Annotated in this window: 25 protein-coding genes; 23 read left to right on the top strand and 2 right to left on the bottom strand. The window is 41.5% G+C overall.

Translation table 11 applies throughout. The annotated features are described in order from the left end of the window. Positions 1–4: 4 nt before the first annotated feature. The 19 genes from kdsB to pyrF all read left to right on the top strand — a co-directional run bounded on the left by kdsB (position 5) and on the right by pyrF (position 14,089). Positions 5–766 (top strand): 3-deoxy-manno-octulosonate cytidylyltransferase, encoded by a 762-nt coding sequence (gene kdsB, locus FTU92_RS10770; protein WP_180096236.1) that lies wholly within the window; start codon positions 5–7, stop codon positions 764–766. Between the two features lie 14 nt (positions 767–780). Next, positions 781–1,770 carry a DNA polymerase III subunit delta' C-terminal domain-containing protein gene (locus FTU92_RS10765; RefSeq protein WP_180096234.1) on the top strand — a complete coding sequence of 330 codons (990 nt, stop codon included), beginning with the start codon at positions 781–783 and terminating at the stop codon, positions 1,768–1,770. 10 nt (positions 1,771–1,780) lie between these two features. Further along, positions 1,781–2,122 carry a PilZ domain-containing protein gene (locus tag FTU92_RS10760; protein WP_026438361.1) on the top strand — a complete coding sequence of 114 codons (342 nt, stop codon included), beginning with the start codon at positions 1,781–1,783 and terminating at the stop codon, positions 2,120–2,122. A gap of 24 nt (positions 2,123–2,146) precedes the next feature. Next, positions 2,147–2,920 (top strand): TatD family hydrolase, encoded by a 774-nt coding sequence (locus FTU92_RS10755; RefSeq protein ID WP_004976800.1) that lies wholly within the window; start codon positions 2,147–2,149, stop codon positions 2,918–2,920. A gap of 93 nt (positions 2,921–3,013) precedes the next feature. Next, the gene (locus tag FTU92_RS10750) at positions 3,014–3,628 is read left to right on the top strand and encodes a TetR/AcrR family transcriptional regulator (protein ID WP_004976797.1); all 615 of its coding nucleotides are present in this window, start codon (positions 3,014–3,016) and stop codon (positions 3,626–3,628) included. A 6-nt stretch (positions 3,629–3,634) separates the two neighbouring features. After that, on the top strand, positions 3,635–4,186 hold the full coding sequence (locus FTU92_RS10745) for a prepilin-type N-terminal cleavage/methylation domain-containing protein (RefSeq protein ID WP_131261481.1): 552 nt from the start codon (positions 3,635–3,637) through the stop codon (positions 4,184–4,186). After that, complete coding sequence (gene gspI, locus FTU92_RS10740; RefSeq protein WP_004976793.1) at positions 4,176–4,556, top strand: type II secretion system minor pseudopilin GspI; 381 nt, start codon at positions 4,176–4,178, stop codon at positions 4,554–4,556. Before FTU92_RS10745 ends, gspI begins: the two co-directional genes overlap by 11 nt. Beyond that, entirely contained in the window at positions 4,553–5,176 is a 624-nt protein-coding gene (gene gspJ / locus FTU92_RS10735; protein WP_178318415.1) for a type II secretion system minor pseudopilin GspJ, read from the top strand. Before gspI ends, gspJ begins: the two co-directional genes overlap by 4 nt. A gap of 13 nt (positions 5,177–5,189) precedes the next feature. Beyond that, a complete protein-coding gene (gene gspK, locus FTU92_RS10730) occupies positions 5,190–6,173 on the top strand; it encodes a type II secretion system minor pseudopilin GspK (protein ID WP_180096232.1) in 984 nt (327 codons plus the stop codon). A 182-nt stretch (positions 6,174–6,355) separates the two neighbouring features. Next, a complete protein-coding gene (locus FTU92_RS10725; RefSeq protein WP_104851897.1) occupies positions 6,356–6,952 on the top strand; it encodes a 6-carboxytetrahydropterin synthase in 597 nt (198 codons plus the stop codon). Positions 6,953–6,989: 37 nt separating this feature from the next. Next, complete coding sequence (ung, locus tag FTU92_RS10720; protein ID WP_004976786.1) at positions 6,990–7,703, top strand: uracil-DNA glycosylase; 714 nt, start codon at positions 6,990–6,992, stop codon at positions 7,701–7,703. Continuing rightward, entirely contained in the window at positions 7,700–8,821 is a 1,122-nt protein-coding gene (locus tag FTU92_RS10715; protein WP_004976784.1) for an enoyl-CoA hydratase/isomerase family protein, read from the top strand. Before ung ends, FTU92_RS10715 begins: the two co-directional genes overlap by 4 nt. A gap of 27 nt (positions 8,822–8,848) precedes the next feature. Further along, positions 8,849–9,340, top strand: a complete 492-nt coding sequence (gene tadA / locus FTU92_RS10710) for a tRNA adenosine(34) deaminase TadA (protein WP_004976782.1) — start codon at positions 8,849–8,851, stop codon at positions 9,338–9,340. 101 nt (positions 9,341–9,441) lie between these two features. Next, positions 9,442–9,873 (top strand): SRPBCC family protein, encoded by a 432-nt coding sequence (locus tag FTU92_RS10705; protein WP_019836521.1) that lies wholly within the window; start codon positions 9,442–9,444, stop codon positions 9,871–9,873. Between the two features lie 16 nt (positions 9,874–9,889). After that, on the top strand, positions 9,890–10,582 hold the full coding sequence (cmk, locus tag FTU92_RS10700; protein WP_154320795.1) for a (d)CMP kinase: 693 nt from the start codon (positions 9,890–9,892) through the stop codon (positions 10,580–10,582). Between the two features lie 119 nt (positions 10,583–10,701). Continuing rightward, a complete protein-coding gene (gene rpsA / locus FTU92_RS10695) occupies positions 10,702–12,378 on the top strand; it encodes a 30S ribosomal protein S1 (protein WP_004976774.1) in 1,677 nt (558 codons plus the stop codon). Between the two features lie 159 nt (positions 12,379–12,537). Further along, entirely contained in the window at positions 12,538–12,843 is a 306-nt protein-coding gene (locus tag FTU92_RS10690) for an integration host factor subunit beta (RefSeq protein ID WP_004976773.1), read from the top strand. A gap of 17 nt (positions 12,844–12,860) precedes the next feature. Then, positions 12,861–13,226, top strand: a complete 366-nt coding sequence (locus FTU92_RS10685) for a lipopolysaccharide assembly protein LapA domain-containing protein (RefSeq protein ID WP_004976771.1) — start codon at positions 12,861–12,863, stop codon at positions 13,224–13,226. 182 nt (positions 13,227–13,408) lie between these two features. After that, entirely contained in the window at positions 13,409–14,089 is a 681-nt protein-coding gene (gene pyrF, locus FTU92_RS10680) for an orotidine-5'-phosphate decarboxylase (RefSeq protein ID WP_019836519.1), read from the top strand. Between the two features lie 121 nt (positions 14,090–14,210). Here the strand turns inward: pyrF and FTU92_RS10675 are convergent, their stop codons facing one another. Continuing rightward, positions 14,211–15,116, bottom strand: coding sequence for a lysine exporter LysO family protein (locus FTU92_RS10675; protein WP_004976767.1), 906 nt, complete (start codon positions 15,114–15,116; stop codon positions 14,211–14,213). A gap of 67 nt (positions 15,117–15,183) precedes the next feature. Continuing rightward, positions 15,184–16,662 (bottom strand): NAD(P)/FAD-dependent oxidoreductase, encoded by a 1,479-nt coding sequence (locus tag FTU92_RS10670; protein ID WP_180096230.1) that lies wholly within the window; start codon positions 16,660–16,662, stop codon positions 15,184–15,186. Between the two features lie 169 nt (positions 16,663–16,831). Between FTU92_RS10670 and FTU92_RS10665 the strand changes: the two genes are divergently transcribed. The 4 genes from FTU92_RS10665 (at position 16,832) to FTU92_RS10650 (ending at position 23,249) form a co-directional block, all read left to right on the top strand. Then, on the top strand, positions 16,832–17,839 hold the full coding sequence (locus tag FTU92_RS10665; RefSeq protein WP_171501106.1) for an AraC family transcriptional regulator: 1,008 nt from the start codon (positions 16,832–16,834) through the stop codon (positions 17,837–17,839). A gap of 89 nt (positions 17,840–17,928) precedes the next feature. Beyond that, entirely contained in the window at positions 17,929–19,083 is a 1,155-nt protein-coding gene (zapE, locus tag FTU92_RS10660; protein ID WP_004976758.1) for a cell division protein ZapE, read from the top strand. Positions 19,084–19,441: 358 nt separating this feature from the next. Then, positions 19,442–21,607, top strand: coding sequence for a malate synthase G (locus tag FTU92_RS10655; RefSeq protein WP_004976757.1), 2,166 nt, complete (start codon positions 19,442–19,444; stop codon positions 21,605–21,607). A gap of 199 nt (positions 21,608–21,806) precedes the next feature. Then, positions 21,807–23,249 carry an aldehyde dehydrogenase family protein gene (locus tag FTU92_RS10650; protein WP_131261472.1) on the top strand — a complete coding sequence of 481 codons (1,443 nt, stop codon included), beginning with the start codon at positions 21,807–21,809 and terminating at the stop codon, positions 23,247–23,249. The last annotated feature ends 23 nt before the right edge of the window (positions 23,250–23,272 follow it).

The following is a 23,272-nucleotide window of genomic DNA, read 5'->3' as shown; positions in this document are numbered from 1 at the left end:
AATTATGAAGCACATTGTTATCCCTGCACGTTATGCTAGTTCACGCCTGCCAGGCAAACCTTTACTGGAAATTCATGGTCGTGCCATGATTTTACGTGTGGTTGATCAGGCAAAAAAAGTGGCAGGTTTTGATGACTTGTGTGTGGCGACCGATGATGCTCGTATTGCAGAATTATGCCGTGCCGAAGGTGTAGATGTAGTGCTGACTTCGGCAGACCATCCATCAGGTACAGATCGTTTAAGTGAAGTGGCGCGCATTAAAGGTTGGGATAAAAACGATATTATCGTCAATGTGCAGGGCGATGAGCCACTTTTGCCTGCGCAATTGGTGCAACAAGTGGCGCAGTTGTTAGAAGCTCAACCTGAATGCTCGATGTCTACGCTATGTGAGCCGATTCAGCAACTAGATGAATTTACTCGCGACAGCATTGTTAAAGTGGTCATGTCTAAATACAATCAGGCTTTGTATTTTAGCCGTGCCACGATTCCTTATGACCGCGATGGTGCGAAAGCAGCGACACCACAATTGCATGCACATGCGTATCGCCATTTAGGTTTGTATGCGTACCGTGTGGAATTGCTGCAAGAATATGTGACTTGGGAAATGGGAACATTGGAAAAGCTGGAAAGCCTAGAGCAATTGCGTGTCTTGGAAAATGGACATCGTATTGCCATTGCAGTTGCAGAAGCCAATTTACCACCGGGTGTAGATACCCAAGCAGACTTAGACCGTTTAAATGCAATGGATATTGCCCATTTTGAGTAAGTGAATCACCGACCATGCAACGTGATGTAATTGGACAAGTATATCCTTGGCAGCAACAAGTTTGGGAAAACCTGACAGGGCGATTTCCCAAAATGGGGCATGGTTTATTGTTTTTTGGCAAACAGGGTTGTGGTAAAGAAGCCTTTGCACAGCAATTTGTGGCTTGGATTTTATGCCAACAGCGTGATGTGCAGTCACAGCCTTGTGGTGAATGTAGCAGTTGTCAGTGGTTAAAATCAGATACACATCCGAATTATGTCTATATCAGCACCGATGAAGAGAATAAAAAGCAAAACGCGAAAATTAAGATCGAGAAGATCCGTGATTTATTACCTTTTGTCCAGCAAACGGTAGATGGCTGGCGGGTGATTGTGATTGAACCTGCTGAAGCCTTAAATATTGCATCTTCCAATGCGTTGCTGAAAACCCTCGAAGAACCGGGTGATCGCATCGTGATTATTTTGCTGGCAGATCATTATCTTAAATTACCTGCAACCATTCGTAGCCGTTTGCAGCATTTTGCTTTAGACCGTATTGATGCTGCACAGGCTACGGCATATTTGCAGCAGCATTTGCCCGATTTAGATGCGAACAAACAGCAATTGTTGATGAATTTGTCTAATCAAATGCCGTTGCAGGCTTTGCAGTTGGCACAGACAGAATGGCTAGAACAGCGTACAGATTTTCTCAAAGACTGGTCTAAACTGGTAACGCAAAAAAATATGCCGATGGCAATCGCAACCAAGTGGAACAAGGCGCTGAGCTTTACTGATTTTAGTCAGATGTTTGAATACTTGTTGTGTGATTTAATTTGTGTCAAGCTAAATCAAAGCATTAAAAATTTGGATTTAAGCACCGCTTTGCAGCATTTGGCTGAACAATATGACTTAGAAAGTCTGTTTGGTTTATATGCAGAATTACAGCAAGCCAAGCCAATGCTTGAGCAAAACGTGCAAAGTAATCTAGTGCTTGATCAATTATGTATTAAGTTGATGAATATTTAAGGGGAACATGATGCAACCACGTATGGGCGGTATTATTCAGGCCAATATTCCTGATGTCGAAACGCTATATTTAAGTTATATGCCATACGTTGTGGGCGGTGGCTTATTTGTACCCTCAAAACAACCTGTAAAAATGGGTGAAGAAATCTTCGTGCTTGCAACTTTGCCTGAACAATCACAAAAAATTCCACTTACAGGAAAAGTCATCTGGATTTCGCAAAAGCAAAACGGCATCAAATTGCAGGGCTTTGGCATTCAACTGAGCGGTGAAAAAGGCGTTTATTACAAATCTGAAGCCGAAAGAATCCTTGCGGGGCTTAAGTCTGACAACCGTAACAGTTACACTATGTAGGTTGTTTGCTTTTAGGAAAAAATCGTGTTTGTAGATACACATTGTCATTTAACGATGTTGGATTTAAGCCCTTATGATGGTGACTTAGATGCAGCAATTGCACAGGCACGCCTAGCGGGTGTGTCTAAAATTATGGGTATCTCTGTCGATTTAGACGATCATATTGCATTGTCAAAAATTGCAGCACGCCATGCCGATGTTGGTTATAGCGTGGGTGTGCATCCTTGTGAAAATGCTGAAAATATGGCGCGTGCCACCACCGAGCAACTGATTGCTTTAGCACAAGCAGACAAAGTCTGGGCTTTGGGCGAAACAGGTTTGGACTATTTTCACAGTACCGATTTTGTCGCAGAGCAAAAAGCCTGTTTTGCACGGCATATTCATGCGTCACAAGCTGTAAAAAAACCTGTGGTGGTACATACCCGTGCTGCCAAGCAAGATACAGTAGATATTATCCGTGCGGAAAAATCGACGCATGGTGTATTACATTGCTTTACTGAAGACTGGGCAACCGCCAAAGCGGTGTTAGATTGTGGTTATTATGTGTCGTTTTCAGGCATTGTTTCCTTTAAAAATGCGCAAGATTTACGTGATGTGGCTAAGCAAGTACCTTTAGACCGTGTCTTAATTGAAACTGATAGTCCATATTTGGCACCTGTGCCATATCGCGGTAAGACAAATGAGCCAAAATACGTTCCGTATGTAGCCAAAGCCCTAAGTGATGTATATGATAAGTCCTTAGAGGAAATGGCTTTCATAACAACACAAAACTTTGAAAACCTGCTCAAAGGACATTAATTTGCATAGTGGAATGATGCAAAAATTTAATGTTCTGGTGATATTAAAAATTTCCATTGATTGAATAGTGAAAAGAGAGTTTATCGGGTGAAGATGGATCGTCAGGCTCAGTTTCGAGCAAGAGAAACGTTAATTTTCCAAGTGGCAGAGCAGTTGCTTTTGGAAAATGGTGAAGCAGGAATGACCCTTGATGCTTTGGCAGCAGAACTGGATTTGGCCAAAGGTACTCTATATAAACACTTTCAAAGTAAAGATGAACTATATATGTTGCTTATTATTCGTAATGAGCGCATGTTGCTAGAAATGATTAAAGATGCGGAAAAACAGTTTCCTGAACATCTAGCATTTTTTATGCTGCATCACTTACATCATCCTGAACGTACTGTGCTTTTTCATCAAATTGAAGAACGCCTTTCTACAACGGGTGTTGGCATTGGCTTGTTGTTTAGTGAACTATATCAGGTTCGTAAAAGCCGATTACGCATCATTATCCGTATGACTGAACAATATTTGGAATCTATTAATAGTCACATGGAAGTGCGTGATTATCTGGCTTCAATTTGGGCACTTACGCATGGTGCGGCAGCCATTTTAAACTCAAGTTTCTATCAGCGTTATTTAGGTTCCCGGGATACTTTACGTGTGGCCTATATCGATCAAGCGTTGGCGATGCCCAAACAAGCACAATCTTTCGAGCAATTGAATTAATACGCTATGAACACACCACTATCTTCGGTTCGCGGTTTTACGCTCATTGAATTGATGGTGGTGATAGTCATTATGGCGATTATGGCATCGCTGGTTTTAATGAATATCGGTGGTGTTGATCAGCGTAAAGCCATGCAGGCGCGGGAAGTGTTTTTATTGGATTTGCGTAAACTGAATCGTGAAGCCAATGATCAAGCGCGTATTTTTGCACTCAATTTGCATCAAGCAACCGATGTTTCACCTGCGCGATATGATGTACTGGAATATCAGCCTTATGCTTCAGAACAACAATTAACCCTGCAAAATAATCAAAAATGGCAAAACTATGGCGAATTTAAAAGCAGAACGTTGCCTGAACAAGTTTCTATCCAAATTTTATCTTTAGAACAAAGCTATCCGAATGCTAACAATAGTGAGTTGCTGCAAGGTAATGCACCCGCACTGATTTGGCTGGGCAATGGTGAAGCCAAACCTGTGCGTATTCAGTTCTATTTAGAACAGCGTCCTGTAGGTGCGGAAATAGAGGTCGATCATTTAGGAAAAATCCATGAAAGCTAAAGGATTTACACTACTTGAAGTTATGGTGGCTTTGGCAATTTTTGCAACAGCAGCTATGGCAATGACCAAAGTGGCGATGCAATATACCCAATCCACCGCCAATGCAATTTTAAGAACCAAAGCACAATTTGTGGCTTTGAATGAAGTGGCATTGATGGAAATGAATCGGCAATGGTTAAGTGGAACAGAGTCAAAGCAAGTGACACAACAGGGCGAAACATGGCAAATTGACAAGTCCACACAGCCAACCATTAGTCCGAATGTGCAACGTGTCGATCTTCAAATCAGTTTGTATAATCAAGACACAGGACAAGTTGAAGCAGGAGTGACTTCTTTGGTGTTTTTTAATGCCCGTGAGCAGCAATCATGAGTACAAAGAAAGGCTTCACTTTAGTTGAGTTGCTAGTCGCTATTGCAATTTTTGCAGTGCTGTCTGCTTTGGGTTGGAAAGTATTTGATTATCTCGCCAAAGTCAAAGATCGCAATGCGATGCATGAAGCCAATTTAGAGCAGTTGCAAGAAAGCTATCAACAAATTTTACGTGACACGATGCAGGCTGTTCCATTAACGGCCAATGTTAAAGGGCAGCAACAACCTGCTTTAGTTTTACAAAATGGACGCTTTAATTTCAGTAAAACAGGGGTGACCGATCCTTTGCAGCAGGGTATTTCACCCCATGAGCGTGTTGAATATCAATATCGTGCCGATGAAAAAAAATTGTATCGTTTAAAATATCGTAATTTGCATCAAACGGGCAATGATCAGCCTGAGTCGAGCGTGATGTTGGATGAAGTTGAAGCCTTTGAGATTATGGTATTGAATCCAAATGAATTAAGTAGTTGGCCTGAAAGCAATATTGATCCTCAGCAAACTGAACAATTAAGGCTACTCCCGAAAGGAATAAAAATAAATTTAACCGTGCGTGACGTGCAATACGAATGGATATTTAGCTTATTGCAGACTGATTTTTTAAAGAAGAAAGACAATTAAAGGCACAGTGGCAATGTATTCAAAATCGACTCAGCGCTTAGGTAGCATCATCAAATCACAACAAGGCATCGCCTTGATTACGATTTTGATGTTGGTTGCCTTAGCTACGATTTTGGCAGCGACCATTGCCAAGCGGCAAATGTACACCAGTGAAAATACCGCCTATTTGATGCGTCAAAATCAGGCATTGTTATATGCCAAAAGTGCTGAAGTATTTTTTGCAGAATTACTGCAAGATGATGCTGAAAATGCAGGCCAAGTTGATCACTTACAAGAGAACTGGGCAAAACCGATGCCGCCATTTCCAGTCGAAGATGGTTATGTATCGGGCGTGCTGCAAGATGAGTCAGGGAAATTTAATTTAAATAGTTTGCTGACAACCGAAGATCAAGTAAACGAAAAAGCAAAAAAATATTTTGAAAAATTATTGCAGCGTGTTGGGCTACCTGCGCAATTAAGTGAAGCTGTGATTGATTGGCAAGATGCAGATGATGAACCGAGTGGTGCTATGGGTGCAGAGTCGAGTTATTACCAAGGTTTGCCAATTCCTTATTTACCGCCCAATAGCTTGTTTCATAGTGCGGAAGAATTAAAACAAGTCCGTGGTTTTGAAGGTGCGAAGTATCAGCAAATTGCACCTTATGTGAGTGCCTTGCCAAAACGAGATACCACTATCAATATTAATACCGCACCTGCTTTAGTTTTGGCGAGCTTTGATGAAAAATTGGATGTGGTTGCTGTGCAAAATCTACTTGATCGTCGTAATGCCAATTTAGAGCACTTTAGCAATGTAAATGCTTTGTGGGAGTTAGATGGCTTTCAAGCTGTCGATAGCGCGATACGCAATGAATTTACAAGTTTATTGGGTGTGCAATCCCATTATTTTAAAGCCAAAATTGAAGTGGTATTGGGCGAGCGCAAACGTCAATTTAGCAGTGATTTGGTGCGTAGCGAAAAATCTATCAATGTCAGTGGGCGAAGTCTGGCGCCATTTTAAGTATTAGCATTAACCTTGACTTAGTTGCTGTTATTCGGATGCAAATGCATTGCATATCTGTACTGAAACTGATCATTACGATTTTTGTCTGGCAATCTGCGGGCTAAAATTGGCTTATTGTTCACGTTTTGCATTATAATTAAAAAGAATATCCCCCAAATATTTTGATGACGTTAAGACCCATGTTAATTCGAAAGTTATTTAAGTTTGAAAATGCGCATATTGTGCGTAATTGCACTTCAGACCGCTGTAAGCGCTCGATTCATGGTCATAGCTATAAAGTAGAATTATTACTGAAAGCTTCAAAACTTGATCATGGACAAATGGTGTATGACTTTGGTTTGCTTAAAGGTGTAATCAAAGAATTATTTGATGCCTTCGATCATGCCATTTGTTTTTGGGAGCAGGATGACCCTGCATATATTCAAGCCTGCAAAACGTTCAGCGCACGTTGGGTATCTTTACCAGTATCGCCATCAGCAGAGCAGTTTTCACGTATTTTCTTTTATTTGGCACAACAAGTTTTGGCATCAACCATCACACAAAATGGGGAAGGTGATGTAGAAGTCTATTCTGTGATTGTACATGAAACTGATACAGGCTATGCACAAAGCTTTTTGGAAGATATTGAAAATGCGCAGATGGGATTGCTAAGTCTGGATCAAATTCATTTCTCTGAGCAAGTACAGACAGAATGGTCAGACCCACAAATGTATGAAAAATTAAAACAGGGGATGACATTCCAAAACCCGAATGTCGAGTTACAAGTTAAACTTTAAATCACATCATTAGACATCAACAAGGATTGATAGCGGTATGTCTTTTACTGAGCAGCAATATGCGAGCTTAAATAAAGTTCAGTTAGATGAGAGTTGGAAATACAATCTAGCTGAATTTTTATTGAGTCCACAAATGGATGCGCTACGCGATTTTTTGTTGCAGGAAAAACAACAGAATAAGGTGATTTATCCACCAAGTTCACTGATATTTAATGCTCTAAATACCACGCCTTTAAATCAGGTGAAAGTCGTGATTATTGGGCAAGACCCTTATCATGGACCTAATCAGGCACATGGACTTAGTTTTTCTGTACAAAGAGGGGTTGCATTGCCACCATCTTTGCGTAATATTTTCCATGAGTTACATACAGATTTAGGTGTGCCTATTCCAAGACACGGTGATTTAACCCATTGGGCAGAGCAAGGGGTATTGCTGCTCAACAGCGTGTTAACGGTAGAAGCAGGACAACCAACCTCGCACCAAAAGCAGGGTTGGGAAGATTTTACAGATCATGTGATTGATGTGTTAAATCAACAACGTGAGCATATTGTGTTTATTTTGTGGGGCGCGTATGCACAACGTAAAGGACAACGTATAGATCCAAATAAACATCTGATTTTGAAGGCAGCGCATCCATCCCCATTGGCAGCAAACCGCGGTGGTTTTTTTGGATGTAAAGTATTTTCAAAATCAAATAATTATCTTAAACAAAATGGCATTGAGCCTATAGACTGGCAGCTGGACGCATGACACATTCTCCCATTTCTAAAGAATATCATCCGGATTTAATTGTCGAAGAAGCAAATAACGGTTGGCGCATTGTACGTTTGAATCGCCCAAAATCTTTGCATGCTTTAGATGAATCTATTGTTTCTGCATTATTGGCAGTATTTGAAGACTTTCATACCGATGATAGCGTAAAAGCAATTTGGCTAGATTCGACCACACCAAAAGCATTTTGTGCAGGCGGTGATGTGCGTAAATTACGTCAGCTTGTCATTAATGATGAGGTTGCAACTGCCAATAAATTCTTTGAGCAAGAATATGCGTTGGACTTGTTGCTACATAACTATGCCAAGCCTGTTTTAGTGTGGGGTGAAGGTTATGTCATGGGTGGTGGCTTAGGTCTATTTATGGCTGCACCATTCCGTTTGGTGACACCGTATTCACGTTTAGCTATGCCAGAAATTAACATTGGTTTATACCCAGATGTAGGGGCAACTCGTTTCTTGGCTGACCGTGGTGCGATTGGCTTGTTCACAGGTTTAACGGGTTCAATTATGACTGCTGCAGGTGCGTATGGTATTGGTTGGGCAACCCATATTTGTGATGCACAACGCGCTTCTGTATTAGAAAAAGTCATTAATATTGACTGGAATCATTACCCTGCAGGTGACTTCCGTGCCATTGATGATACCTTGAACAGCATGCACCGTCCTGTAGGGCCTGGGCCGCTACAGAATTCTTTGGATGTGATTCAAAGCGTGTGCCGTGGTGTGAGTTTTGAAAGTGATTATGAATCCATCATTGGTCTAAGCGATGCACGTAGCGATTGGTTACGTCAAGCCAGTGAAAACTTGCAAAAAGGTTCACCAACCACAGCAGCTTTAACGTGGTTACTATGGCAATGGGGTAAGAAGGTTCACGCTTGGAATGAAGTGTTTGAACTGGAAACGCAAATTTCAGACTGGAAAATTCGCCACGCAGATTTTGTCGAAGGTGTGCGCGCACGTTTGGTCGATAAAGACCTTGCACCAGCTTGGCAGCAAAATGGGCCAGTGCAGCTCAAAACCATTTTTGCAGACAATCCACCTGTGACGAGCATTGAAAGCTGGAATGAGTTATTGAAACAATACGAGATTATTTAATTCGTATTGATTTTTACTCATATTTAAATGTCAGAACAGAACTATAGTGATGAAGACTGGATGCAGCTTGCCTATGCGCAGGCTGCTTTGGCTGCAGCACAGGGGGAAATTCCTGTGGGGGCTGTCATCGTTAGTCAAAATCAAGTGATTGGCGCGGGTTATAACGCGCCTATTTCCTTACACGACGCAACCGCACATGCCGAAATTGTGGCAATCCGTGCAGCATGTGATCATATTCAAAATTATCGTTTGCCTGAAGATGCCACGCTTTATGTCACACTGGAGCCTTGTACCATGTGTGTGGGTGCGCTCATTCATGCGCGAATCAAACGTGTGGTATTTGGAGCAACTGAACCCAAAGCCGGCTCATTGATCAGTGCTAGAAAGCTTTTAGAGTCAGGCTATTACAATCATATTTTTGAGTATCAATCAGGTTGTTTAGAGCAGCAATGTTCAGCCCAGTTGAGTGATTTTTTTAAGATGCGCCGTGCGCAAAAGAAACAACAAAAGCAGCAATAGTTGATAAATGACCTCCATGATCAAAACCAGTTCTGAGTTTTAGGCTTGATTTGCGTTAAACTAAATCAAACACAACATAGCATTCATCATCAGGGCAAACCATGCACGCTATTCAAATTAAAAAAGAATTTAATGCGCCAGTTGCGCAAGTATTTGAATTACTTTCTAAACATGCAACTTATAATATTGCGTTTGCACCAATGCAAGTGGTGCGCATTAAAGACTCTGCTGACCCTGAACGTCCAGATGGTGTAGGTTCGGTGCGTCGTATGGGGATTGGGCCAATTAAACCTTTGCAAGAGCAAATTACCGTGCTTGAACCGAATCAGCGGATTGAATATAAAATCATTAAAAATCCATTGATCAAACATCATTTGGGTACCATTGAATTTCAGCAAGTGGCAGATCACAAAACCTTGGTCACGTATAGCATTGAGCTACAAGCGCGAGTTCCGTTTGTGAGCAAAGCTATTCTTGCGCAGTTGAAAACTGCAATTAAAATTGGTTTATCCAAACTCGCAAAATCTCTCTAATCATTTCGGAAACAGCATGACGGTTCAAATTATTACCATTGATGGCCCTAGCGGTTCAGGTAAAGGCACACTCGCGGCAAAATTGGCAGCATATTATCAGTTTCATTTACTCGACTCTGGTGCGTTGTATCGTTTGTTGGGTTTGGCGTTACATAAGCAGAATTTGCTAGATCAACTTGATACTGAACTGAGTCAATGCGTTGCCATTGCAACACAGCTCAATATTCAATTTGTGACCCAGCCAGATGGCACACAAGTGTTGCTTGATGGTGAAGATGTCACGCAAACCATACGTACCGAACGTGTGGGGGAATATGCCTCAAAAGTTGCGGCAGTACCTGAATTGCGCACAGCATTACTTGCACGTCAGCATGCCTTTGCCCAAGCACCAGGCTTGGTTGCAGATGGACGCGATATGGCGACCAGTATTTTCCCAAATGCGCAGGCTAAAATTTATTTAACTGCTTCGGCAGAGTCACGTGCACAAAGACGAGTAAAACAGTTGCAGGGTATGGGGCTGGATGCTAAAATAAGCGACATTTTAGCGAATATACAGGCTCGCGACAAACGAGACATGGAGCGCACAGTTGCTCCGCTCAAGCCCGCAGAAGATGCTTACATCATTGATAGTTCTGAGTTGAACATTGATGAAGTGTTTGCATTAATGACGGCTTATGTCGATCAGAAGCTTGCTATTTGCCGCGCTTAACCGCGTGAAATAAACCTATTCAGCGAACGCATAGCTTGATCAGTTCTATACGGACTATGTAGACGCTTAACTAAACCGGCCTTGTCTGATCCAAGACCGCTGACTTTATCAGGTATATCATGACCGAATCTTTTGCAGCCCTCTTTGAAGAAAGCGAATTAAACCTCAACGTTGAAAAGGGTGCTGTCATCCAAGGCGTTGTAGTAAGCATCGACTCTGACTGGGTAACAGTTGATACTGGCCTTAAATCAGAAGGCGTTGTTGACCGCGCTGAATTCTTAAACGAACAACGCGAACTTGAAGTTCAAGTTGGTGACACCGTTGATGTTGTTGTTGAAGCACTTGACAACGGTATGGGCCAAACTGTTTTATCACGTGAAAAAGCGAAACGTGCTGAAACTTGGACTAAACTTGAAAAAATCTTTGAAGACGGCGAAATCGTTACTGGTGTTATCTCTGGTAAAGTTAAAGGCGGTTTCACTGTAGACATCGGTCCAGTTCGTGCGTTCTTACCAGGTTCTTTGGTAGACACTCGTCCTATCCGTGACACAACTCACCTTGAAGGTAAAGAGTTAGAGTTCAAAGTTATCAAACTTGATGCTAAACGTAACAACGTTGTTGTATCTCGTCGTGCAGTTATGGAAGCTGAATCTTCAGCTGACCGTGAAGCGCTTCTTGCTCAGCTTGAAGAAGGTCAAACTGTTACTGGTACGATTAAGAACCTTACTGACTACGGTGCATTCGTTGACCTTGGCGGTATTGACGGTCTTCTTCACATCACTGACATGGCTTGGAAACGTATCAAGCATCCATCAGAAGTGGTTGAAGTGGGTCAAGAAGTTACTGTTAAAGTACTTAAATTTGACAAAGAGCGTAACCGCGTATCTTTAGGTCTTAAGCAATTAGGCGAAGATCCATGGTTAGCGATCATGAGCCGTTATCCTAAAGGTTCTATCGTTAAAGCTCGCGTAACAAACTTAACTGACTACGGCTGTTTCGCAGAAATCGCTGAAGGCGTTGAAGGTTTAGTACACGTTTCAGAAATGGACCACACTAACAAAAACATCCACCCATCTAAAGTTGTTCAGATTGGTGACGAAGTTGACGTTATGGTTCTTGAAGTGGACGAAGAGCGTCGTCGTATTTCTCTTGGTATCAAACAAACTCGTGCTAACCCATGGGAAGAGTTTGCTAAGAACCACGACAAAGGTGAAAAAGTTTCAGGTACAATCAAGTCAATCACTGACTTCGGTATCTTCATCGGTTTACCAGGCGGTATCGATGGCCTAGTTCACTTGTCTGACATTTCTTGGAACGAGCAAGGCGAAGAAGCTATTCGTCGTTACAAGAAAGGTGACACTGTTGAAGCGGTTATCCTTTCTGTAGACGCTGAAGGCAACCGTATCAGCCTTGGTATCAAGCAATTGAACAGCGATCCATTCAACGATTTCTTAGCTGCTAACGAACGTGGTGCTTTGGTTAAAGGTACTGTAACTGCTGTTGATGCTCGTGGCGCAACTGTTAAGTTAGCTGACGAAGTTGAAGCAACACTTAAAGCATCTGAAATCAACCGTGATCGCGTTGAAGATGCAACTAAGTTCTTGGAAGTTGGTCAAGAAGTTGAAGCGAAAATCATCAACGTAGACCGTAAATCTCGCTCTATCAACTTGTCTATCAAAGCGAAAGACGAAGCTGAAGAGAAAGAAGCTGTTGCTAACTTGAAAACTGCAACTAGCGGTCAAGACAATGGTCCTAAGACAATTGGTGACTTGATCAAAGCTCAAATGGGCAACTAAGTTGCGGGTAAACTGTATGGTTAATGTAAATTAGCACATACTTTTTACACAAATACTGTAAACGGTAGCGTAGTATTCAATTATTACGCTACCGTTTTGTATTTAAACAGGTTATTATCAGTTTAGGTAAAAGTAGCTTGATAATTAAAGAGGTCGCAGATGACTACTGAAGCACTTAATAAGTCTGATTTGATAGAACGAATTGCTTTGAAAAATCCACATTTGGCTGAGCCATTGGTGGAAGAAGCTGTGAAGATCATGATTGATCAAATGATTGCATCACTATCGGCAGATAACCGAATTGAAATTCGTGGATTCGGTAGTTTTGCATTGCATCACCGTGAACCACGTGTAGGTCGTAACCCAAAAACAGGTAAGTCTGTAGAAGTTGCGGCTAAAGCTGTACCGCACTTTAAACCGGGTAAAGCACTACGTGATGCAGTAAACGAGTCTGTAAATAAATAAAATTCCTAGGGGTGTTTATGCGTTACGTTCTAGTCGCTATTTTAGTTATTCTATTTGGATATTCTCTGGCATTGGTTTTGCAAAACGGCACTGAACTTTCAGTTGACCTGTTATTTACTCAAGTGCCTGCAATGCGTTTGGGTCTATTGCTACTGATTACATTGGCACTTGGTTTGGTGCTAGGGTTATTGTTGGGCGTGCAGGTTTTCCGTGTATTCCAAAATAGTTGGGAAATTAAGCGACTACGTAAAGATATTGAATACCTACGCAAAGAGCAAATTCATGCAGCTCAACTGGCTGCTGCTGAAGCTGCTGCGCATACTCGTCATGAAAAAACGGTATTAGATGTGCATACTGAAGATCGTTCTTCTAATGCACTTTAATTTGCTCTGTTGAGCGAATTGATCATCAACACCTCAAGGTTATCTTGGGGTGTTTTTTTATGTGTGCCTTTGACGAATGGCTGATTATCGCTGCGATGGGGGATAAGCTGTCTTTTTGACTATCTGCTTGGCACGAATCACTTTATAATAACGACTCTTTGTCAAATCCATAGGTAATTCTCTTGAGTATCATTGTTGCCCTCGATGCTAAAAGCCAATATGACGCCTTAACCATTGCAGAACAATTAGACCCTGCATTATGTCGAGTAAAAGTTGGTAAAGAGTTATTTACCCATGAAGGTCCTGCAGTCGTGAAAGCCTTGCATGACAAAGGTTTTGAGGTTTTTCTAGATTTGAAATTTCACGATATTCCAAATACAACGGCTCAGGCTGTATGTGCTGCAGCAGATTTAGGCGTATGGATGGTCAACGTGCATGCCTCAGGTGGTCGTAAAATGATGGAAACCTGTGTGGAGCGTTTAAAAGCAGGGAATTATCAGACTCAACTGATTGCAGTGACTGTACTAACCTCTATGGGGCGTGAAGATTTAAAAGATTTAGGTTTAGATATTGAGCCTTTTGAGCAAGTTCAGCGTTTAGCTAAACTCACTCAAGAAAGTGGTTTAGATGGTGTGGTGTGTTCTGCGCAAGAAGCCAAAATGTTGCGTGAAATCTTAGGGCAGGATTTTGCCTTAGTAACTCCAGGGATTCGTCCTGAAGGCTCAAATGCCGATGATCAAAAACGTATTGTGACTCCCAAACAAGCTATGCTGGATGGTTCTACGCATTTGGTGATTGGTCGTCCAATTACAAAATCTGAAAATCCACGTCAGACTTTGAAAGATATTTTAGCGACGCTTTAATTTTACTATCGCTGACTCTCTAAAAGGGAGATAAGCCCTCTCTCTAACTCTCGCCTAAATAGAGCGCAAACCCTCTCTCCAACTCTCTCCCAGAGGGAGAGAGGACAATTGTTGATTCTTTTTAAATAGCAGCCAATACACTTACAGCAATGGGTGCAAGGATTGACAATACAAATCCACTGACCATGGCATGTGGAATAAAATCGTTGCCACAGGCTTGTTTTACCATGGGCAAAGTGACGTCCATGGCAGTTGCGCCTGCGGCAGAAATTGCAGCACGTGGATAACGCCATCCCAAAATATACATCAGCAATATCGCAAAAATCTCTCTGAATAAATCATTCATTAACGCAATACTACCCAATTCGGCATTGCGAAGTTCCGACACCACAATCCCGCTCATGGAATAAAATCCATAACCTTGTGAGAGCATAAGCAAATCTTGTAGAGCGATGGGGAGCCAAAGTGCGCAAAGTAGTACCCCTGCAACTGAACCGAAAATACAGCCTACGGGCACCATTAAAATTTTCCAATTCAGCCAAGAACGATCTAAAGGCGAATAAGCGAGATCGAGTCCAATCATCCACATAAACAGCAACAGTAAATACCAAGTGTTGATCTGAACTTGGAAATCCATAGCACTAAAAAGTAGATGCAGCACGTAGCCTGCCAAAAGTGCAAAAAAGGCATAACTGATGTTGATGCAGGATTGAATCAACAACTGTAATGAAACTTTGCCTTGCGTTGCTTGCAGCCCCAAACCTTTGTAAAGCAAATAACAACACAGAAAAGCACCAATTGATGTAGCAAATGCAATCTGTAAAGCTGTAGATAGAATATGCGATGGCTGCTGTAGTGAACCGAGCGTTTGTGAAAATTCCATCGCAATTGCAATTAGCAGGATATAGCTAAAATATGGAAGCAGTTGAAACGCAATTTTTTCGATTATTCGAGGGAGGCGTTTTGCCAGTACAAAGCCTAGACATAAACAGCAGAGTAATTGGAAAATCAGCCAAAGAGATTGCATGAGATCAACAGGTGGGAGATAGATAAAAACCTGTTGATTATGCCAGTTTGCTTTTAAAAGCGGAAATTTATGCCGCTTTACTGATTAATCTGAAATCACTCGGATGCAGCGACTTGGTTTTTAGCCAATATTTCCAAGTATAGGTTGGCCAAAGTGCAAAGTTTTTTCCACCATCTTGTTGATACCAACTTACACAGCCAGATTGCCAAACCGTGTTATTTAGCATGTCTTGCACATCGTGGTTAAATTGATCTTGTACTTGATCTTTTACTACAATTGCATTGCTCTGTGATTGTGCCACCAAATCCATCATTTGCAGAATGTAATCGACTTGCGATTCGATCATAAAAATAACCGAGTTATGCGCCAAAACTGTATTTGGCCCAAGCAACTGAAACAGGTTCGGAAAACCTTTGTGGCTAATGCCGTAATAGCTTTCTGCGCCATCTTTCCATGCCTGTTTTAATTCAACGCCATGTTCACCAATGCAGCTAAATGGCTGTAGATAGATACGCGGATCGGTAATAAAGCCTGTGCCATAAATCAGACAATCAATTTTTCGCATTTTACCATCTTTGGTGATGATGCTGTCTGCAGTCAATTCCTGTATTGCATCAGTCACTAATTCGACGTTGTCACGGTTAAAAGTTGGGAAGTATTTATTGGACACTAAAATACGTTTACATCCCATAATGTAGTCAGGCGTGAGTTTTTGTGCCAATTGTTTGTCTTTGACCTGAAAACGAATAAAGGCTTCTGCCAGTTTTTGGGTATATTTCATCACGCTAGGTTGCATGATTGGAATTGCACGTGATTCATTCGACCAATACAAACGCGCACGATGCAATTTTCTAAACCAGTCTGCTTGTTTAAACAGTTTTTTCTCAATATTCAGATATTTGCGTTCATCTCGTGGAATGACCCATGCAGCTGTACGTTGCATGACATATAACTGTTTAACTTGAGGTGCAATTTCAGGAATGTATTGAATCGCGCTGCCGCCTGTGCCAATAGATGCCACAACTTTGCTATTTAAGTTGTATTGATGATCCCATTGAGACGAGTGAAAAACCTTGCCCTGAAACTTTTCAATGCCTTTAATGTGCGGGATTTGTGGCACATGCAGTGGGCCAGAAGCAAAGACTAAATATTGGCAACTCAATTGTCTGCCATCTTTTAACGCAACATGCCATACACAGTCTTTTTCATGGTATTCGGTATGCACCACTTCGCTGTTAAATTGGCAATATTCACGCAGATTAAATTGTTGCACCACATCTTGAATATATTGAAAAATTTCTGGTGCTTCGGCATAGCGTTTTGACCAGTCAGTTTTGGGTGCAAATGACAATGAATACAGATGCGACTGCACATCACAAGCCGCACCAGGGTATTGATTTTCACGCCAAGTACCACCCACTTCATCAGACTTTTCTAAAATCACAAAGTTATGAATATTGCGTTGTAGTAAACGAATCGCCATGGTTAATCCGCCAAAGCCTGCACCAATAATTGCGACTTGATAATACGCTGCTGCATCCTGCATGAAGATATCCTTATATTTATTTTGTTTGATTTGAGTTTGTTTGAGTCAGGATAGAATAAGCCAGCATGCGGTAACATGATCGTGCTGACATAAAAATTGATATTTTCGGCAATTTCTATCTGTGGACGAATCGGGTAAAAAGGATATTCCGTTTCGCACTGTTCATTTTATGAAAAGATCCATACTTGGCTTAATGTATTTAATACAAGGCATGCGTAAAGCAGGCGTTGATGTCGATGCAAAATTGCAAAGTATCGGCTTGCGTGCAGATGCGCTAGATACCAGTTCAATCATTCATCCGAGTTTGGAATGGGATATTCTAAAAGTCATTGGTGAAGATGTAGAACCTGAAATGGGGCTGTTTATTGGACAGCATTATGCTTTGGCAGGTTATGGTCCTTTATTGATGTTATTGGTGACCAGTCCAGATATTGCCACTGCATTAGAAAAAGGGATTCAATATCAGGGATTGACGCATTTAAGCGGGAAACTAAGTTTACAACATAGCACGCGACATATTGCATTGTGTTATCAACCCAATGATTTACATAGTAGTTTAGGTGTATTACGTGCGCAGTGTGAAATTTCAGGCACATTCAAATTTATTCAAGACCTATATAAAATGATGGGGATGAGTGCGCCACGTATTCGCATAGAATTGCCATTTGTACAGCCGCAGCAAAGTGAAGTTTTGCAAACTTTTTATGATTATTACGGTCAAGATATTGTTTTTAATCAATCACAAGCAGCATTTTGGTTTGATGATGCAGTTCTCACAGCACGTATTCCCTCTGCCGATGCAGTCACTTTTAGCAGTTATGAAGCCAAGTGTGTGATTGAGTTAGAGCGACTTAAACTTGAAGATGATGCGCCTTCGGTAGTGCAGCGCGTAAAAGATTATTTGGAGTTACAACAGGGCAGTATGCCGAGCATGGCAGAAACAGCACATGCTTTGCAAATTCCTGAACGGACATTGCGCCATCAACTGCAACAACTGAACACCAGTTATAAACAAATTCGTGAAGATCTCATCAAAGATAAAGCATTGCGATTAATTGAATATCAGGAATATTCAATTGAAATGATTGCAGAGTTACTTGGTTATTCAGAACCCGCAGCATTTAATCATGCCTTTAAGCGGTGGTTTGGACAAAGTCCACGCCAATATACAAAATAGCCTAAGTTTTTTGCAAACTATGCCAAAGTGCTATATCTCGTGATTCGATCTTCGTTATAATCTATTTGCCCAAATAAGTACTGATGAATATGTCTGATTTTAATTCGCCACAAACCACAGCCTTTACTCCATTATCGCCTGCGGAGCGTTATGCACAAGCGTTAGCCTCTGGACAATTTATGCCAGATGATGCGCAGGCGCAGGCTGTACACGAACTTGAGCGTGTGTGGCAGGAATTAATTCAACGCTATAAAGCATCAAAAAAAGCGTTCCGCCGTTTCCGCCGCCAAACAGCACCACAGGGTGTTTATATGTGGGGTGGTGTAGGTCGTGGTAAAACATGGCTCATGGATCAGTTTTACGACTCGATTCCATTTAGACGTAAAACACGTATGCACTTTCACCACTTTATGCAGCATGTGCATCGTGAACTGAACAAACTTTCAGGGCAGCGTAACCCGCTCGATTCTGTTGCAGACCAAATTTATAAAGATGCAGTGGTGATTTGTTTCGATGAATTTTTCGTATCTAACGTGACTGATGCGATGATTCTGAGTGACTTGTTCCAAAAATTATTCCATCGTGGCATTACTTTGGTGGCAACATCTAACATCGCCCCAGACGGTTTATATAAAAATGGTATCCATCGAGATCGTTTTATTCCAACCATTGAAATGGTCAAAAAACATTGCCAAGTGCTAAATGTCGATGCTGGTGTAGATTATCGCTTACGTGTTTTGAAACAGGCGCAATTATTTAAATCGCCTTTAACGCATGATAATCAAAACTGGATGGCACAGCGTTTCAGTGCTTTGAGTAATACACAACATTATTCTTCTGAGCCAATTATTATCAACCAACGTATTGTTGAAACAATTGCGCATACTGAAGATGTGTTGTGGTGTGAATTTTCAGAACTGTGCTTTAAACCGCGTAGTCCTGCAGACTTTATTGAAATTGCCAACATCTACAACACGGTTTTGGTGAGCAATGTACCGCATTTAACAGACTTCTTGTCTGAAGGAACACGTCGTTTTATTTATTTGGTCGATGAATTTTATGATCGTGGTGTCAAGTTATTACTGACTTCTGAAGATTCGATTATTGAAATTTATCAGGGCGAAAAACTGGCATTTGAAATTGAACGCACACGTTCACGTTTATTGGAAATGCAGTCTGATGATTACTTAAATGAAGAACATCGACAGATACAGGCCACCGAAGCCAAACATCAAATCAGTTGATCTTTTAAGCGCCTAGAACTAGGCGCTTTTTTATGATAGAAAAGATGTGACTGTTGGTTTTATCGACATTTTGTCATAAACATGGCTTAATCTTGAAGGGTTGCAATAAGACTGACGTCGATTTTTACAACAAAATCTGAACTTAAGTCTAATTTCGACATTTCAAAAACTTTATACACTGTAAAAGTGTATTTAGATGAGTAATAGTGTCGTGTTTCTGATCAGGATTTATGATGATTGTTGTCATTCATCTTGTAATAAATGATCGTTATTTTGAAATGTGATAATACTATTCAGCTAAATATAAATCAGTATACTAGAATCTCTTGTATAAAAAGTAGCAATATCAGGAAAGACAATGACTGCACGTATTCAAAAAGGCAAGTTAGCGATTGCTAAAGAACTTTACGATTTCATCGAAAATGAAGCATTACCAGGTTCTGGTTTGGACAGTGATACATACTGGAAAAACTTTGAGCAAGTCGTTGTCGATCTTAGCCCTAAGAACAAAACATTACTCGCAAAGCGTGATGAGCTTCAGGCTAAAATTGATGAATGGCACCGCAATAATACATTTGAATTAGAAGCTTACAAAGCTTTCTTGACTGAAATTGGCTACTTATTACCAGAAGTAGAAGATTTTCAAATTACCACCGAAAATGTTGATGAAGAAATCGCATTATTGGCTGGTCCACAGCTCGTAGTACCTGTACGTAACGCACGTTATTGCTTGAACGCAGCAAACGCACGTTGGGGTTCGTTATATGACGCACTTTACGGTTTTGACGTTATTTCTGAAGAAAATGGCGCAGAAAAAGGTAAAGGCTACAACCCAGTTCGTGGTGAAAAAGTAATTGCATTCGCGAAAAACTTCTTAAATGAAACTTTCCCATTGGCGCAAGGTTCACATGCCGACGCGACTCAATATGCTGTAGAAGCAAACAAACTTGTTGTTCGCCTAAAAGATGGTTCTACAACAACTGTTGCGGATAGCTCTAAATTCGTTGGTTACAATGGCGAAGCTTCTGCACCAACTGAAATCGTACTGAAAAATAACGGCCTGCACGCAGTCATCCAGATTGATGCAAACAGCCCAATTGGACAGACAGATGCAGCTGGCGTGAAAGATGTTGTGCTTGAAGCGGCTGTAACGACGATTCAAGACTTGGAAGACTCTGTTGCAGCAGTTGATGCTGAAGAAAAAGTTGAAGGCTACCGTAACTGGTTAGGCTTGATGAAAGGTACGCTTGAAGAGTCTATCGAGAAAAATGGCAAGACCATTACCCGTAAACTAAATGCTGACCGCACCTTCAAAAATGTTGAAGGCGGTGAGACCAAGGTTCATGGCCGTTCATTGATGCTGCTTCGTAACGTGGGTCACTTGATGACAAACCCGGCGATCCTTGTAGATGGCGAAGAAATTTATGAAGGCATCATGGATGCATTGGTCACTCCATTGCTTTCTGTGGCTGATATCCGTGGTGAGAACACGATCAAGAACTCACGTACTGGTTCTATGTATATCGTTAAGCCAAAAATGCACGGTCCAGAAGAAGTAGCATTTGCGGTTGAGCTGTTTGAACGTGCTGAACAAGCGCTTGGCTTACCTGCTAAAACCCTGAAAATCGGTATCATGGATGAAGAGCGTCGTACCTCTGTTAACCTGAAAAACTGTATTGCTCAGGCGAAAGACCGTACCATCTTTATTAACACCGGTTTCATGGATCGTACAGGTGATGAAATCCATACCTTCATGGAAGCAGGTCCATTTGTTCGTAAAGGCGAAATCAAAGGCCAAAAATGGTTCCCAGCTTACGAAAACCGTAACGTCATGGTAGGTCTACAAACAGGTCTACGTGGTAAAGCACAGATTGGTAAAGGCATGTGGCCAAAACCAGACATGCTGTTAGACATGTACAAAACCAAGACTGAACATCCTGAAGCAGGCGCAAGCTGTGCATGGGTTCCGTCTCCAACAGGTGCAGTGATTCACGCGATTCACTACCATCAAATTAATGTAGCAAACCGTCAGCAAGAATTGCTTGCAACTGAAGCATTGCCTTTAGATGATTTGTTAACTCCACCTCTTGCAACTGATACCAACTGGTCTGAAGAAGAGAAACTAAAAGAACTGGAAAATAACTGCCAAGGTATCTTGGGTTATGTCGTTCGTTGGGTTGATCTGGGTGTAGGTTGTTCTAAAGTTCCAGACATCAATGATGTGGGCCTGATGGAAGACCGTGCAACTTTACGTATTTCTTCTCAGCACGTTGCCAACTGGTTACGTCACGGAATTGTAACGCGTGAACAGGTTGAAGAAGTAATGCAGCGCATGGCGAAAATTGTAGATCAACAAAATGCTGATGATCCACTATACACGCCTATGTCTAACGACTTTGCTAATAACATTGCATTCCAAGCTGCATCTGACTTGATCTTCAAAGGTGGCGAGCAACCTTCTGGTTACACAGAGCCACTTTTACACGCAGCGCGTTTAAAGTTAAAAGGTTATACAGGTGATTAATCCTTTAGGATTTGATTTACTGATTGTGTAATACAAACAAATGAGCCTCTTCGGAGGCTTTTTTGTTGCCTGTATTTTGCTTATGGTTTTTTGAAAATTTTGCAGCTGAATAGTTACAGGATGTACTTGCTGCTAGAAAAACATCAAGCTGCGGAGTAGAGTGAAAGTCATATATAAAAAGTAGCGCAAGGACAAATACATGCCAGCATATCAAGATTTGAATCAACAATTTATTGGCGGCAAGTGGTCGGTTGGGACATCTACTAAAACCATTCCAAACTTGAATCCATATCATCAAACTACAATTTTTGAGATGCAGGGCGCCAGCGTGGTAGATGTTGATAGTGCCTATAGTACAGCGCAAAAAGCTTTTGATGAACAATTGATTCAATCCACAAGTCTGCGTCAATACATCATTAAGAACTTAGAGCAAGTCATTCAGCAACGACGCGAAGAAATTATCCAGTGGCTGATTGATGAGTCGGGCAGTACCCGTTTAAAAGCCAATATCGAAGTCGATGCTGCTTTAGGGATTATTCAAGAAGCTGCACAATTTCCCGAGCAAATGACCACGACGCAACTGGAAAGCAAAGATCCGAAAGTCCGTAGTGTTGTTTTGCGTAAACCTTTGGGTGTTATTGCTGTGATCAGTCCGTGGAATTTCCCTTTCCATTTGTCTATGCGTTCAGTGGTTACAGCGATTGCTTGTGGTAATAGTGTAGTGCTCAAACCTGCCAGTGATACGCCAGTCACAGGTGGAACTATACTCGGTAAACTGTTCGAAGAAGCAGACTTGCCTGCAGGCGTACTCAATGTGGTGGCGGGTGCGAGTCGTGAAATTGGTGATTACTTTGTTGAGCATGTAACTCCTAAAATGATTTCATTTACAGGCTCTACAGAAGTTGGACAGCATGTAGGGCAACTGGCCGTTGCGGGTGAGCATTTAAAACGTGTCGCCTTAGAACTCGGTGGCAATGCACCTTTAGTCATTTTGGATGATGCAGATATAGATTTGGCCGTAGAACTAACTGTGATGGGGCGCTTTTTGCATCAAGGTCAAATTTGCATGAGTACCAATCGGGTCATTGTCGATCAGTCTATTTATGCAGCCTATCTTGAAAAATTGTTAGCAAGTGTGTCGCAATTAGTAGTAGGTGATCCGAATAAAAATGACACCTTGATTGGGCCAATTATTAATGCAGAACAGGTGAAAAAGCATCAGCATATTATTCAAAAAGCACAGGCGCAGGGTGCAGAATTGGTTTATGCGGGCGGGGTTACGGGGAACTTAGTTGCACCACATGTTTTTGTGAATGTCGCTGCCGATTCAGAAATTGTACAAAATGAAAGTTTTGGACCTATTTTACCGATTCTCAAAGCAGCAGATACCGCACATGCCTTACAGTTAGCGAACGATACACGCTATGGTTTATCTGCTGCTGTATGCACTACAAATGTAGAACGCGGTGCAGAATTTGCAGCACAGTTTGATGTTGGAATGACACATATTAATGGTATTACCGTGGCCGATCATGCCAATGCACCGTTTGGTGGTGAGAAAAACTCAGGCTTAGGTCGTTTTAATGGGCGCTGGATATTTGAAGAATTTACCCGCACGCATTGGCTGACATTGCCAGCTTAACGGTAATTATTTGTCCTGCGTTT

Source organism: Acinetobacter sp. YH12205 (assembly GCF_013418125.1).
Classification (GTDB): Bacteria; Pseudomonadota; Gammaproteobacteria; order Pseudomonadales; family Moraxellaceae; genus Acinetobacter; species Acinetobacter towneri.
This window is presented reverse-complemented; position numbering and strand designations above follow the sequence as displayed.

Coding starts and splice junctions, on each gene's coding strand:
- kdsB (WP_180096236.1), top strand. CDS start 5: ATGAAGCACATTGTTATCCCTGCACGTTATGCTAGTTCACGCCTGCCA.
- FTU92_RS10765 (WP_180096234.1), top strand. CDS start 781: ATGCAACGTGATGTAATTGGACAAGTATATCCTTGGCAGCAACAAGTT.
- FTU92_RS10760 (WP_026438361.1), top strand. CDS start 1,781: ATGCAACCACGTATGGGCGGTATTATTCAGGCCAATATTCCTGATGTC.
- FTU92_RS10750 (WP_004976797.1), top strand. CDS start 3,014: ATGGATCGTCAGGCTCAGTTTCGAGCAAGAGAAACGTTAATTTTCCAA.
- FTU92_RS10745 (WP_131261481.1), top strand. CDS start 3,635: ATGAACACACCACTATCTTCGGTTCGCGGTTTTACGCTCATTGAATTG.
- gspI (WP_004976793.1), top strand. CDS start 4,176: ATGAAAGCTAAAGGATTTACACTACTTGAAGTTATGGTGGCTTTGGCA.
- gspJ (WP_178318415.1), top strand. CDS start 4,553: ATGAGTACAAAGAAAGGCTTCACTTTAGTTGAGTTGCTAGTCGCTATT.
- gspK (WP_180096232.1), top strand. CDS start 5,190: ATGTATTCAAAATCGACTCAGCGCTTAGGTAGCATCATCAAATCACAA.
- FTU92_RS10725 (WP_104851897.1), top strand. CDS start 6,356: ATGTTAATTCGAAAGTTATTTAAGTTTGAAAATGCGCATATTGTGCGT.
- ung (WP_004976786.1), top strand. CDS start 6,990: ATGTCTTTTACTGAGCAGCAATATGCGAGCTTAAATAAAGTTCAGTTA.
- FTU92_RS10715 (WP_004976784.1), top strand. CDS start 7,700: ATGACACATTCTCCCATTTCTAAAGAATATCATCCGGATTTAATTGTC.
- tadA (WP_004976782.1), top strand. CDS start 8,849: ATGTCAGAACAGAACTATAGTGATGAAGACTGGATGCAGCTTGCCTAT.
- FTU92_RS10705 (WP_019836521.1), top strand. CDS start 9,442: ATGCACGCTATTCAAATTAAAAAAGAATTTAATGCGCCAGTTGCGCAA.
- cmk (WP_154320795.1), top strand. CDS start 9,890: ATGACGGTTCAAATTATTACCATTGATGGCCCTAGCGGTTCAGGTAAA.
- rpsA (WP_004976774.1), top strand. CDS start 10,702: ATGACCGAATCTTTTGCAGCCCTCTTTGAAGAAAGCGAATTAAACCTC.
- FTU92_RS10690 (WP_004976773.1), top strand. CDS start 12,538: ATGACTACTGAAGCACTTAATAAGTCTGATTTGATAGAACGAATTGCT.
- FTU92_RS10685 (WP_004976771.1), top strand. CDS start 12,861: ATGCGTTACGTTCTAGTCGCTATTTTAGTTATTCTATTTGGATATTCT.
- FTU92_RS10675 (WP_004976767.1), bottom strand. CDS start 15,116: ATGCAATCTCTTTGGCTGATTTTCCAATTACTCTGCTGTTTATGTCTA.
- FTU92_RS10670 (WP_180096230.1), bottom strand. CDS start 16,662: ATGCAGGATGCAGCAGCGTATTATCAAGTCGCAATTATTGGTGCAGGC.
- FTU92_RS10665 (WP_171501106.1), top strand. CDS start 16,832: ATGAAAAGATCCATACTTGGCTTAATGTATTTAATACAAGGCATGCGT.
- zapE (WP_004976758.1), top strand. CDS start 17,929: ATGTCTGATTTTAATTCGCCACAAACCACAGCCTTTACTCCATTATCG.
- FTU92_RS10655 (WP_004976757.1), top strand. CDS start 19,442: ATGACTGCACGTATTCAAAAAGGCAAGTTAGCGATTGCTAAAGAACTT.
- FTU92_RS10650 (WP_131261472.1), top strand. CDS start 21,807: ATGCCAGCATATCAAGATTTGAATCAACAATTTATTGGCGGCAAGTGG.